Below are 13,300 nucleotides of genomic sequence, written 5' to 3'. Positions count from 1 at the left end.
TCTTTTTGCATGGATCGGTAAAACCCACTGTGTCACCCCGTGGCTTGACCATGGGGTCCATAAAAATAATAAACAAATACTAATAATTTTAGTATTTTAACTGGATCCCGTGGTCAAGCCACGGGATGACAGAGGTGAAATTGATCCACGCAACAATGCCTATCTTTGTTTCTGATTTTCCCTTTTAGCTTGTAATTTAGAGAATGCAATTTCTTTTACCGCTTCTACTCTTTTTGGCTGAATGCCTTGATTTCCTTTTTGTTTTAATATGTTGCCAATTTTTATACTTTCTGCTATCAGCTTCTGTGTATCACATGAATTTTATTTAAATTTTCAGGAGAATTTTTTTTCATAAAATAGTTTGAAACGTTAGATAAACCTATCTTTTCACAAAAATTTCCTACCTTGTAATATATAGTATCTTTGGAATTTAATTTGAAAGATTTAGCATTTAATAAGTTGATCGTATTTTCGATATTATCCTGATATTTTAAATCTTTCTTTATACCCTCAATATCCTGCTCGGTAAGATAATTTTCTTTTTTTAGCTCTTTACATTATATTGTCGTAGAATTTTGTTACTTCTTTATCGGTTACGTTTTTAGTTGTTGCCTGCTTTGTAAAATCAACGATTAGTGACTCCAACTTTTCGCCTGTAGATTTATCTTGTGTACACATTGATTTTACAGGATCAGAAATTTGTACTTCTACTTTATCTTTCTTAACCTCAACTTCTGTTTCTTTCCATTTTCCTTCTAAATCTTTGCTCCATTGTTGTTCCTTGATTATTTCTTTTTTCAAGCCTATAGAAGTTTTAATTTGGTAATTATTTTCATACGCCCACTCTTTAGCATCTATACCTTCAATTTTAATGTTATTATTTATTGCATAGAGTACCGGGTCTTTTACAGGTGAGTAGCGAAAGCCTCTAACCAACCACCATTGTTAAATTCAGGTAAAACATTACTAAATTTTGTTACTATCTCAGCTCCTTTGGCAACTTCTTGCATATTAATAAGATTTTCTTTTATACTGCCTTTATAGTGTTTCCTCAAATCATCAAAATTTTTAATATTAGTGGATAACACAATATTTTTTGGATCAAACCCAGCTTTTTTTAATTCATCAATTTTTTGATCAACTATTGCTTCCATCTGTTTCTCATCAAATTGACTTATCATTTGATTTAACGATTCGCTATATTTATCGATATTAAATGAGAAATTACCTGCTTTAATAGCAGCACTGTAGCCGACTCCAGGATGTGCAAACATTTTATTTGTTGATTGAATCATACTGCCAAAATCCTTATGAAATGCTAAAAAATAGCGACCATGATCAATTTTGGTTATTGTTTTACCATCCTGCACCATTAAATTACCAGCATGATAATCTACTTCCCCCAGCATATGACAAGCAGCTATGGCTTTTTCAAATCCTTTCAGCTTTTTTTAATTTTGATCATTAGCTCTGACTCTAGTTTGACCTGATAAACCGGAAAATTCTGTTAGTGTTACAGCATTATCAAAAAATTTAGAACGTACATAAAGTGAATCAGGGTGTTTTTCATCTGCTTTTACCAGCCCTTCTTTTGGTGCTCGATCATGTAATAAAAATTGATACATGGTAGAGCCTATTAATTCTTGTACACCATCTCTTCGGTCAGTAATAGCCTGTTCTTGTGCATTATTATCTTGTATTTTTTGGCATGCAGCATGAGTTTTATAAAAATGTTTTAAAATAAAAGTATTTCCTAACTCATCTTTAGCAATATAACCGGCAGAAACTCCTGCTGCTTTTTTCCTTTCTTCTCAAACTCAGTTTGCTGGCCACCATCTTATCACGTAGCATAGCATCAATTGCTTTTTTATGGTCTATTTCTTCAAGTTTTCTGTAATCTGCATTATATCGGCTATCATCTAATCCAACTTGTCGTTCAATTGCCTCTTCCATAACTAAATGCTGTAAAAGAGGTGCATCGATTATTTCTCTGAATTCCCTGTGTTTATCTCTTGGAAATGCATTTTTTATTATTGTTGTGGCTTTAGCCAAACCCCGACTATCCAAATTGGCTAATTCCATTTGACTAACATATAGACTTGCAGTAGTAGGGGATTGGTCATTAGAAAGATCAATAGCAGATGAGGCAATGGCTTCGCAGGCTCTGGATATTTTGGCATTCAATGCTGTATCTTCTGTTTTTAGGGCTTTAAAAAGTTGCTCTTGTAATAATAATTCCTGTTGAGTTTTTTCTTTAAACATAAAATAACCTGATTATATTAACTAATGCTTCAAAAATTTATTATATAAATTAATTAATTATTATTAATTGCAGGGAAGAAAAAAATTCTGATTTACAGAATTTTTTTATTATTTTTTCTGGATTGTCGAACTAGCTTGGCATTGTTGCGTGGACCGGTAAATGCTCTTTATGTCATTCTTAGCTAAAAGCGGGAATCCAGAAAAAAGTATAAATACAGAAAATTTTTGAAATTAAAAGCTCGATTTATCTCGCTTTATGATGGATTCCTGCTTTCGCAGGAATGACATCCGTATCCATGCAACAACGCCAACTCGCTTAGACCGTTCACAATGAGGAGTCGGTATCCATACAACAAAGCCCCGTTTTTGTGGGGATATAACATCGAGGTCTTTTTAAAAACTATTCAGTACTATAGATTTGATCGTGATGTGACAATGAAAAAACCAAAGCCATGAATAAATCATGACTTTGCAGAAAGGATACCAATTAATCTCTTCTATTGCCTAAAAATCTCATTAAATATAGGAAAAGATTTATAAAATCTAAGTATAAAGTAAAGGCTGCCATAATAGAAAGCTTTTGTCCTACTTCATCGTTTTCTGCCATGTAATACATAGACTTAATCTTTTGAGTGTCCCAAGCAATTAATCCCATAAATACTACTATTCCAATAAGAGAAGTAGCAAAAGAAAGAGCCGAGCTTTTTAGAAACAAGTTGACTAATGAAGCAATGATAAGACCTATAAGACCCATTGCAAAAAATGAACCCATAGATGTTAAATTTCTACTTGTACTATAACCGTATAAACTCATTGCTCCAAAAACGGAAGAGCAAATAAAGAAAGTACGAGCTATCGAGGCACCGGTATAAATAAGAGCTAAATATGCAAGCGACATACCGGTTAAACCGGCATAAACCCAAAATAATATTTGTGCTGTTTTCAGGTTCATTCGTCCGAAGCCCATAAAGAAATATAAAGCGATACCGAGCGGAGCAAACATTATAATAGTGCCGAATCCTGTTTGAAACATTAAATTATAAATAGGTTCAACTGATATAGTCGTTACGGCTGCTACACCGGTTAGTAAAAGTGCTAAAGCCATATAATTATATACTTTAAGCATGTATTTTCTTAAGCCTTCATCAAAAGTTTTATTCTTTGAGGTGGCAGTTAAAGTTTTTGTATAATCGATCATAAGTAACCTTAGGATTATGTTATTTACATAATAAAATATAGTCTGTTAGAGCTGTTTTTTCAAGCTATAATTATAAATATTTTGCATTGAATATAAAGCCGGTGATTTATCTTGTAGCCAAATAGCAGCTTTAATTGCACCAATGACAAAAGAGTTTTTATTCAGAGCTTCGTGTTTTAAAGTGATTATTTCATCGTCACCTAGGAAAGATATTTCATGTATACCGTGAACATTTCCACCACGAAGCGAGGAAATACCTATTTCTTTTTCGCTTCTTGGTCTGTTACCACGATTAAATTCTATATTTAATCCTTTTTCGCTTGCAATTGTTTCAGCAAGCATAATAGCAGTTCCTGAGGGTGAATCTTTTTTATTACGGTGATGGGTTTCTAGAATTTCAATATCGTAATCATCTAGTATTTTTGTTGCCTTTCTTGCTAAATAGCTGAGCAAATTAGCCCCGATACTCATATTTGCAGAATATAAAATAGGTAAAGTTTGAGCTGCTTTTTCTAAAAGCTTAAAATGTTGAGGCTGAAGTCCTGTGGTTCCGATTACTAATTTTGTATTATGTTTTAATGCATAATTAATTAATTTTTCTAATATTTCAGGAGTAGAAAAATCAATGATTACATCAGAATTTTTACAAAAATTATCTAAATCATCTAAATTATTAGTACTATTAAATTTTGCTGAAATTTTGCAATCTTTAAATTTATCTATTCTCTCTGTAATGGTTTTTCCCATTTTACCGGTAGAACCGCTAAGACCGATATTAATCATGTTTGATTTATTGTAAATTTGTATAAGATTTATGAAAATATAATAGAGGCTTTAAATCATTTTTAATAGCAGTATTTATTACTTCACCAATAAATATAACATGGTCACCGGCATCATAAGAAGCATATTTATTACATTCTATATAACAAGTTGCACCGTTTATTAAAGGACAATTGGTTTTATTGCCAAGCTCATAAGCAATTTTTGTAAATTTATTAGGTTGTGATTTAGCAAAATGTTTTGAGATATCAATTTGATTCTCTGCTAAAATACTAACTGCGAATTTATCACTTTTCTGAAAACTGTTTATACTAAAAGAGTTTTTATTGAGGCAAAATAATATTAACGGTGGTTTTAAAGATACAGAAGTAAGAGAACTAGCAGTAAAGCCAAAAAGCTCGTTATTACAATTTGTTGTTATAATAGTCACTCCCTGGGGGAATCGACTCATAGTATCTTTAAATTGACTTTCTGTTACTGTCCCAGCCATTTTTTCATAATTTTGTTAATGGTTCCGTCTTTTTTTAATGAATCGATTGCCTCATTAATTTCATTAATTAGTCCTGAGTTTTTAGACATACCTATAGCAAAATCTGATGAAAATTCTTCTAAAGTACTGCTTTCTAAATTTGAATTATTTTCTTTTAATTTTTTGCCTTGAAATTCCTCAGAAATAATAGCATCTATGACTCTGGCTTTTAACTCTTCAACTAACATTAAATGATTTGCTAAAGAATGAACTTTAATATTCATTGTCTGTGATAGATCTTGTGCTTTTTTTTCTAAAACACTACCGAGCTGTACCCCTACTATTTTATTCTCTAGATCTTTGCTATTTTGTATATTATCGCCTGTTCTATATATTATGGCAAATCTTGCAGTAGCGTAATTATCGGAAAAGCTGATATATTCGGAACGCTCCAGTGTTACGGAAAGCTCCGCCACCGCAACATCAATATTTTCACTAACTAAAGCTGCAAGTAAACCGTTAAAGTCGAAGTTTTTTATGATAACTTTTTTATTTAGACGCTCACTTATTGCTTTTACAATATCAATATCAATCCCAACAATCTCTCCGTCTTGGATGAATTCATAAGGAGGATTATCTGCGGCAGTACCGACTATTAAAGTTTTTTCCATTTCTTTTTTTTCACAAGAAACTAGTAAGAAAGATAGTAGAAATATTTTTAGAAATTTCATAAAAATAATGTTTTAAGTTTTAGTGTGTTCTGTGTCATTTCCGTAAGGCATTGGTCTTGTTGCATGGCTCGATTTTCCTCCTGTCATCCCGTGATTTATTCACGGGATCCAGTTAAAAATATCAATATTATTGATATTTTTAGTTATTTTTCTGGATACCGTGGTCAAGCCACGGTATGACATCGAGGGCGTTTTTTGAGCCGTGCAACAACGCCGGTCAAGCCATGGGGTGACACAGTGGATTTTACCGGTCTACGCAACTGCCCGCTCGCAATGACAATGAAACCAAGCCACGCAATAATGTCTTTAGCTAGGAATGACATAGAAGCCATGCAGACAACATCAGTAAACATCAAGAATCCAGCTTATCCTTTAAAAGCTGATTCACAAGAGTTGGATTAGCCTTACCGCCGGTTTTTTTCATTACCTGGCCTACAAAGAAACCGAATAATTTATCCTTACCACTTTTATAACCCTCTACTGATTGAGGATTTTTAGCTATTACCTCGTCAATTACTGTGTTTAGCACGTTATTATCCGAAACTTGTACAAGTCCTTTTTCCTCTACTATTTTATCAGGTGCTTTACCGGTTTCAAACATAATTTCAAAAATGGTTTTTGCAATTTTACCAGAAATAGTATTATTTTCTATTAATTTTACCAGTTTTGCAAAGTTACTAGGAATAATTTTACATTCATTTATTTCTATCGATGCTTTGTTTAATTGTCCAAATAACTCACTAGTTAGCCAATTAGTAAGCATTTTAGGGTTACATTCATTTGCTGCTTTCTCAAAATACTCAGCAACCGATTCATCGGCTACTATTACTTCGGCATCATATTTACTTAAGCCAAATTCTTTCGTATATTTTTCAATCTTTTGATCAGGTAGCTCAGGTAAGTTTGCTTTTAGTTCATTTATTAACTCATCAGAAATAACAAGCGGTAATAAATCAGGATCAGGAAAATATCTATAATCAAGTGCTTCTTCTTTTAAACGCATAGTTCTAGTGATGCCGCTATCGGCATTAAATAAGCGTGTTTCTTGAATTATTGCTTCACCGCTTTCAAGCAAATCTACTTGTCTTTTAGCTTCAAATTCTATTGCTTTAATAATATTACGAATTGAATTAATATTTTTAATTTCGCATCTTGTGCCTAGTGGTTCGCCGCTACGTCTTACTGAAATATTAGCATCGCAACGCATTGAGCCTTTTTCCATATCACCGTCGCAGCTGCCGATATAACGTAACAAATTCCTCAACTTTTTTACAAATTCAGCCGCTTCTTCCGGCGAAGATATATCAGGCTCGGTTACAATTTCCATAAGCCCAATACCGGCACGATTTAAATCGATAAAGCTGTAATGTGGTGATTGATCATGCATAGATTTACCCGCATCCTGCTCTAAATGCAAACGGTTAATGCGAATAGTTTTAAGATTGCCGGTACTAGTCGGTATTTCCATAGTTCCGTTTTGTACTATAGGATAGTAAAATTGTGAGATTTGGTAACCTTGGGGCAGATCAGCATAAAAATAATTTTTACGATCAAATACCGAATATTTATTTATTTTAGCTTTAAGCCCAAGCCCTGTTTTAATTGCTTGGTGTACGCAATGCTTATTTAATACCGGTAACATCCCGGGCATTGCTGCATCAACATAGGAAACCTGCGAATTTGGACTTGCTGCAAAAATAGTACTACTTCCTGAAAAAAGCTTAGATTTTGAGGAAATTTGAGCATGGACTTCAAGCCCTATTACATATTCCCATTTCCCCGTATTACCTTCAATATATGCCATAATTAAAAACCCTTTGGCTCAAATTTAATATGTTTTACACCTGACTCAATTGTCGATGCTACTTTCAAAACATTATATTCGTCTAATTGTTTACCTATAATCTGCATCCCTAGAGGTAAACCTCGTGCCGATAATCCGGCAGGAACCGATGCACAAGGTAAACCGGCTAAACTTGCAGGAATAGTAAATAAATCGTTTAAATACATAATAGTCGGATCATTTTGTTTTTCATCGATCTTAAAAGCTTCGGTCGGTGCTGCAGGTAACAAAATGGCGTCAACTTTTGCAAAAGCATTATTAAAATCGTTTGCAACTAAACGACGTACTTTTTGAGCTTTTAGATAATATGCGTCCATACAACTAGATGAAAGCACATATGTTCCAATCATAATACGACGTTTTACTTCCTCCCCAAATCCGGCTGATCTAGTCATTTCATACATTTCGTCAAGCGTCATATTTTCACGTTCTACTCGAAGACCGTATCTAACGCCATCATATCTAGATAAATTTGAAGAAGCTTCAGCCGGTGCTATTACGTAATAAACGGCAACACCGTATTTAGCATGCGGCAGCGTAATATCAACTATTTCAGCACCGGCGTTTTTAAGTAGCTCTATGGTATCCTGCCACATTTTTATAATATCAGGTTCAATAATACCGCCTTCACCAAGGCTAAGAGGTACGCCTATCTTCATATTTTTCATAGAACTTCCGATAGCGGATTGTAGTTCTGGAACTTCTGCTTTAATCGAAGTAGAATCTTTTTCATCAAATCCCATCATCGCTTCAAGCATAATGCTACTGTCTAAAACGCTTCTAGTAAATATCCCTGCTTGATCAAGTGAGCTAGCAAACGATACCATTCCGTATCTTGAGCAACGACCATATGTTGGTTTAAACCCGACTAAACCCGTAAAGCTTGCAGGTTGACGTACCGAGCCTCCAGTATCGCTACCAAGAGCAGCAGATGCCATAAACCCGCTAACTGCTGCAGCTGAACCGCCTGAAGAACCACCCGGAACTAAATATGCATTATCATCATTTGCTTTCCAGGGGCTAATTACATTTCCAAAACAACTAGTGATATTTGTCGAACCCATAGCAAATTCATCCATATTGGTTTTGCCGAGCATCACACCGCCCTTATCAAAAATATTTTGTGTAACGCTTGATTCATAATTAGGTATAAAATTTTTCAGTATATTAGAACATGCCGTAGTTCTAATCCCTTTCGTACAGAAAAGATCTTTAGCGGCAAATGGTATACCTTCAAGTGTTCGCGGTTGACTTTTAGCATAATTTTGATCGGCTGCTTCAGCCTGTTTTAAAGCTAAATCAAAAGTTTCGGTAACATAAGCATTTAGGTTTTTATGTTTCTCTATTTGTTTAATATGTGCATTAACTAATTCCTTACTTGTAAAATCTTTATTTTTTAGACCTTTTACACTGTCTGCTACTGTTAATTTGTTTAGTTCCGTCATAATTATTCAACAACCTTTGGAGTGATAAAATATTTTACTTCTTTAGCAAGCTGGGCACTATTTCCGCTTACATTATCAAATAATTTATTTGATAAATCAGAACTCGTAACGGCGTCCTCTCGCATTCTAGCATTCATATTAGAAACCGAAGTTAAAGGCTCTATATCTTTGCAATCTATTTCATTTAAAATATCAATCATATTCATAATAGTACTAAGCTGAGCAGAAAATTTTTCTACAGTATCTTCTTCAAATTTTAATCTAGCTAATTTTGCTATTTTCTGTGCTTCTTCTTTTGTAATCATAGTTTTATTATTTTGAGTGGTATAGTCTAATGTTATTTCCGTGAGGCATTGTTGTGTGTATTAATTCCATCTCTGTCATCCTAGCTAACTTAATCGCGGAATCCAGTCTTTTTTAATTTTTTCTGGATACCGTGGTCAAGCCACGGTATGACACAGGAAAGAGGTGTATCCCTGCTTTTGCAGGAATGACATAGAAAATCAAACAGTCATTATCTCTTGTTCTTTTTGTTTTATTGCCGAGTCAACTTTACTACTATAATTATCGGTTAGTTTTTGTACTTGTTCGGATAAGCTATGATGCTCATCTTTTGCAATAATATTATCCTTTTCTAGATTTTTAAGTTCTTCATTGCCGTCTCTTCTAATATTACGTAATGAAATTTTAGTATCCTCACCGTATTTATGAGCAAGCTTTACCAGTTCTTTACGTCTTTCTTCAGTTAAAGCCGGTATCGGTAGTCTGATTAATTGACCGTCCGTTGCTGGAGTTAAGCCAAGATTTGCTATCGTAATTCCTTTTTCTACCGAGGACACCATAGATTTATCCCAAACCTGCACGTTAATTGTTCGTGCATCAGGGGTGGATAGAGAAGCAACTTGTGAAAGCGGCATTTTACTCCCGTAAGCTTCCACGGTTACGCTATCAAGCAAATTAACCGAAGCTCTACCGGTACGTAGCCCTTTAAGCTCATGATCTAAAACTTTCAGAGCTTTATCCATCTTTTCTTGTAAGTTTTTCTTTAACGTTTCTGTGTCCATATTTATTCATCCATATATTTATTTTATCTGTATATTATTATTAGTACATGAACCAAGTACATTGTTGCGTGGATCGGTTTTCTATTGTCATCCCGCGAGCTTGTAGCGGGATCCAGTTAAAATACTAAAATTATTAGTATTTGTTTATTATTTTTATGGACCCCGTGGTCAAGCCACGGGGTGACACAGGGGATTTTACCAGTCCACGCAACAAGGCCTCCTCGCAATGACGATTAGGTATCTATACAATAGCACACTACAATAATATTATTCCTCAATTGTCGTATATTCGCCTTTATCTTGTATTACTCTAGCAAAATTTCCCTGTTCTTTTATTGAAAATACTCGTATAGGTAATTTATTTTCTCTTGCGACTGCAATAGCTGCCGTATCCATGACTTGCAGGTTGTTAGTTATAACATCTTTATAGCTAATAGTGAAATATTTTTTAGCATCAGGATTTTTTTTAGGGTCGGAATCATATACGCCGTCAACCTGAGTTGCTTTTAATAAAATATCGCAATTCATTTCGATTGCACGAAGTACTGCGGCACTATCGGTTGTACAAAAAGGGTTACCCGTGCCGCCAGCAAAAATTACTACACGCTTTTTTTCCATATGTCTTTTAGCTTTGCGGCGAATATAAGGTTCACACACGCTCATCATAGGAATAGCCGATAGAACTCTTGTATAGATATTGAGGCTTTCCATAACGTTTTGCAATGTTAAAGCATTAATCACCGTTGCAAGCATACCTATATAATCCGCTGAAGCTCGGTCCATACCGACAAGTGCTGCATTGATCCCTCGATAAATATTCCCGCCTCCGACTACAATAGCGACTTCTACTCCTAAATCAATGACCTCCTTAATATCGCCGGCAATCTTTTTTATTACCTCATATTCATGTCCAAATTGCTTGTCTCCCATTAAAGCTTCTCCTGAAACTTTAAGCAAAACTTTTTTACACTTTAGAGCGTTTATATCTGATATCATTTTCTATTTCAAGTTGTTTTTAATATTTGCTTAATTTTTTTAATCATTCTACCTCGTTGTAGGTCGGTAATCGATGATTTATTGAGTGCATGTACTAATAGCATATTATTATTTATATCAAGTGTTACCGTACCAGGTGTTAATGTAATCGAGTTACTATAAATTACTTCACTGATTTCTTCTAGCCCTTCTGTGTCAATCCATTCAAAAAACGGCTCTATCTCTATCTTTCTTTGCCAAATTATTTTGATAACCGAGAAAGCAGATTCCCATATTTCTAATAATAACCAAGGAAAATATAATATAAATTTAATTTTAGTGAGCATTAACATTTCCGGTTAATTTGATATTTGAAGTAAAAGGTATTAGTAGCATTATAAATACAAATAACAGCCCTATCATATTAAATATATTATTTATTGCAATTACAAAAGCATCATTATTTAATTTGTTTGCTAATAACAAATAGGATGCTTTTTCAGGATTAAGGACTTTCCCGCTTAATAATTCAGTGTAAGAATCTAGTTGTTCTAATGCCATTATAGAAGTAGACGAGATATTTTCCGATAAATATTGCATAAAGATTTTAGTATCATTAGTAAGTATAGTACTAATTACCGCAAGTCCTACAGCTCCTCCTAAATTACGATTAAGATTATAAAGCCCGCTAGCGTTACCTACTCTTTCTTTTGGCATATTGCTAAGAGCTATATTATTAGTCGGTATAAAACAAAACATTAGTGAAAGCCCTCTAACAAATTGAGGAATCATAAATGCAGCAAATTTAGAATCAGGCGTTAGAAAACTATTCAAATGACATCCGAGAGCAAACCCTCCAAGCCCTATAATAAGCATCAGGCGTAAATCTACCCCTAGCCCTAGCATCCTACCGGCAAGTGGTGCAGATAAAAATTGTGCTCCGCCCGTCACTATCATAGTAGCTCCGATTTGTAATGTATCATATCCGGCAATAGTAAAGAGAAATAGCGGTAATATATATACTGCCCCGTATAATCCGATACCCATAACGAACGAATAAAGGCAACCAAAAGTAAAGTCTTTATAAAGGAATGTTTTTAAATCTAAAATTGGATTAATAAAGGTTAGTTCTCTAATGATTAATAAAACAAAACCTAAAGCTACTGCAATACTTAAGAATAGTATTAAACTATCCTCAAGCCAACCTTTTTTGTTTCCTTCTTCTAAAACATATTGTAATAAGCCGAGCGTTAAAGCCATTAATAATATACCGAGAAAATCAAAATTTTTTAGTAATTTATAATTCGGTTTATCAAAATCCCCATATAAAAAAACTACCGTGCATACGAAAATACCAGGTATGACGTTTAATAAAAACATAAAATGCCATGATAAAATCTCCGTAATATATCCACCGAGTGTAGGTCCTAAAGTAGGGGCAACGGTTACGACAAGTCCAATTAAGATAGTAACGGTAGGACGTTGTGATGCAGGAAAAATTATAAAAACGGTACTAAATACCGTCGGTATCATAGCACCGCCAAAAAATCCTTGTAATGCTCTAAAGATAATCATTGATTCAATATTAGTTGCGAGCGAACATAATACGCTCATAACCGTAAATCCTAGAGCTGCAATAAAATAAGAAATTCTGGTAGAAAGTAACCTTGCTAAAAAGCCGGTAATAGGAATAATGATAACTTCAGCTATTAAGTAAGATGTTTGAACCCAAGAAAGCTCATCTCTTGATGCAGCAAGACCTGCAGCTATTACGGATAATGAGCTAGCGACAATCTGAATATCAAGTACCGACATAAATATCCCGACAACCATACCAAAAAAAGCAAATAATTGCTTTTTAGAAAGAGCAGGCGGTTGTAAATTATCATTTGACATAATTAAATTATACAGTTTAAATTAAATAAAGTTAATAAGTGAAATAAAAATATATGTTTAAAATAAAAAATTGTTGTACAACTTTTAATTTTTAATTAAACTATTTATTAGGATATAAGTAGACAAGACCTAATATATGGTAATCATTTTATTTATATTTAGCAAATAATAAATATGTGATTGATTTATTAAAAAATATTTACTATAATATTAACATTTATTAACTATAATTGATTTATCAATATGCAAAATCCAGCACAAAAAGTTATATCTTTTTCAGAGCATAAATCTGATATAGAACGCATAAAGAAATCAATAGAAGAAGGGTGGGCAATAGTAAAGCTAGTACCTAATAAAGGCCGTTTTATCGGACTTTTAGAAAAGATTTCGCATGCTGAAGATGAAACAATCTATATTCCTCCAAGAAAAAAGATAATAGTTAATTAACACGAATAGCGAATTATTACATAATCTGCTATTCGGCTTAAGAAGTTGAATATAAAAGTGCAATAAAGCAATATTCAATGGTTTAAGGCTTGTATTTCTTTTAGATAAGGTGATTTTGCTTTTTTCAAAAAAGGTATTACTTTTTCTCTTAAATCAGGTATCATAATTGCTATGTTGGGAGTGTTGA

General features: G+C 33.6%; 13 protein-coding genes and 3 pseudogenes. 2 read left to right on the top strand and 14 right to left on the bottom strand.

Features of this window, described 5'->3' with window-relative positions; translation table 11 throughout:
* Positions 1-5: 5 nt before the first annotated feature.
* Positions 6-161: pseudogene (locus SB78_RS11860) on the top strand (MFS transporter); the annotation flags it as partial.
* Here SB78_RS11860 and risK1 read toward each other — a convergent pair.
* The 14 genes and pseudogenes from risK1 to SB78_RS00125 all read right to left on the bottom strand — a co-directional run bounded on the left by risK1 (position 160) and on the right by SB78_RS00125 (position 12,666).
* Positions 160-2,262: pseudogene (risK1, locus tag SB78_RS00185) on the bottom strand (T4SS effector phosphatidylinositol 3-Kinase RisK1). The pseudogenes SB78_RS11860 and risK1 sit on opposite strands and share 2 nt — an antisense overlap.
* Before the next feature lie 487 nt (positions 2,263-2,749).
* A complete protein-coding gene (locus SB78_RS00180; RefSeq protein WP_041077494.1) occupies positions 2,750-3,460 on the bottom strand; it encodes a Bax inhibitor-1/YccA family protein in 711 nt (236 codons plus the stop codon).
* A 45-nt stretch (positions 3,461-3,505) separates the two neighbouring features.
* Positions 3,506-4,243, bottom strand: coding sequence for a 4-hydroxy-tetrahydrodipicolinate reductase (gene dapB / locus SB78_RS00175; RefSeq protein WP_041077491.1), 738 nt, complete (start codon positions 4,241-4,243; stop codon positions 3,506-3,508).
* A 7-nt stretch (positions 4,244-4,250) separates the two neighbouring features.
* Complete coding sequence (locus tag SB78_RS00170; protein ID WP_011271442.1) at positions 4,251-4,733, bottom strand: flavin reductase family protein; 483 nt, start codon at positions 4,731-4,733, stop codon at positions 4,251-4,253.
* Complete coding sequence (locus SB78_RS00165) at positions 4,718-5,443, bottom strand: ABC transporter substrate-binding protein (RefSeq protein WP_041077486.1); 726 nt, start codon at positions 5,441-5,443, stop codon at positions 4,718-4,720. Before SB78_RS00165 ends, SB78_RS00170 begins: the two co-directional genes overlap by 16 nt.
* Before the next feature lie 39 nt (positions 5,444-5,482).
* A pseudogene (locus SB78_RS11855) lies at positions 5,483-5,651 on the bottom strand (MFS transporter); the annotation flags it as partial.
* On the bottom strand, positions 5,608-5,766 hold the full coding sequence (locus SB78_RS09525) for a hypothetical protein (RefSeq protein ID WP_158510067.1): 159 nt from the start codon (positions 5,764-5,766) through the stop codon (positions 5,608-5,610). The gene SB78_RS09525 and the pseudogene SB78_RS11855, both read right to left, overlap by 44 nt.
* A 29-nt stretch (positions 5,767-5,795) precedes the next feature.
* On the bottom strand, positions 5,796-7,247 hold the full coding sequence (gatB, locus tag SB78_RS00155; RefSeq protein WP_041077482.1) for an Asp-tRNA(Asn)/Glu-tRNA(Gln) amidotransferase subunit GatB: 1,452 nt from the start codon (positions 7,245-7,247) through the stop codon (positions 5,796-5,798).
* Between the two features lie 2 nt (positions 7,248-7,249).
* Positions 7,250-8,731: an Asp-tRNA(Asn)/Glu-tRNA(Gln) amidotransferase subunit GatA gene (gene gatA / locus SB78_RS00150; protein ID WP_041077480.1), complete on the bottom strand. Its 1,482-nt coding sequence runs from the start codon at positions 8,729-8,731 to the stop codon at positions 7,250-7,252.
* 2 nt (positions 8,732-8,733) lie between these two features.
* On the bottom strand, positions 8,734-9,036 hold the full coding sequence (gene gatC / locus SB78_RS00145) for an Asp-tRNA(Asn)/Glu-tRNA(Gln) amidotransferase subunit GatC (protein WP_041077478.1): 303 nt from the start codon (positions 9,034-9,036) through the stop codon (positions 8,734-8,736).
* A gap of 198 nt (positions 9,037-9,234) precedes the next feature.
* The gene (gene frr / locus SB78_RS00140) at positions 9,235-9,795 is read right to left on the bottom strand and encodes a ribosome recycling factor (RefSeq protein WP_041077476.1); all 561 of its coding nucleotides are present in this window, start codon (positions 9,793-9,795) and stop codon (positions 9,235-9,237) included.
* Between the two features lie 267 nt (positions 9,796-10,062).
* On the bottom strand, positions 10,063-10,791 hold the full coding sequence (gene pyrH, locus SB78_RS00135; protein ID WP_041077474.1) for a UMP kinase: 729 nt from the start codon (positions 10,789-10,791) through the stop codon (positions 10,063-10,065).
* 8 nt (positions 10,792-10,799) lie between these two features.
* Positions 10,800-11,123, bottom strand: coding sequence for a monovalent cation/H+ antiporter subunit E (locus tag SB78_RS00130; protein ID WP_041077472.1), 324 nt, complete (start codon positions 11,121-11,123; stop codon positions 10,800-10,802).
* Positions 11,107-12,666, bottom strand: coding sequence for a DHA2 family efflux MFS transporter permease subunit (locus SB78_RS00125; RefSeq protein WP_041077470.1), 1,560 nt, complete (start codon positions 12,664-12,666; stop codon positions 11,107-11,109). The genes SB78_RS00130 and SB78_RS00125 overlap by 17 nt, the downstream gene beginning before the upstream one ends.
* A 243-nt stretch (positions 12,667-12,909) precedes the next feature.
* Here SB78_RS00125 and SB78_RS00120 point away from each other — a divergent pair, with 243 nt between their 5' ends.
* Positions 12,910-13,113, top strand: coding sequence for a DUF2674 domain-containing protein (locus SB78_RS00120; RefSeq protein ID WP_041077468.1), 204 nt, complete (start codon positions 12,910-12,912; stop codon positions 13,111-13,113).
* Positions 13,114-13,300: the final 187 nt, after the last annotated feature.

The sequence above is a fragment of the Rickettsia asembonensis genome (assembly GCF_000828125.2).
Lineage (GTDB): Bacteria > Pseudomonadota > Alphaproteobacteria > Rickettsiales > Rickettsiaceae > Rickettsia > Rickettsia asembonensis.
This window is presented reverse-complemented; position numbering and strand designations above follow the sequence as displayed.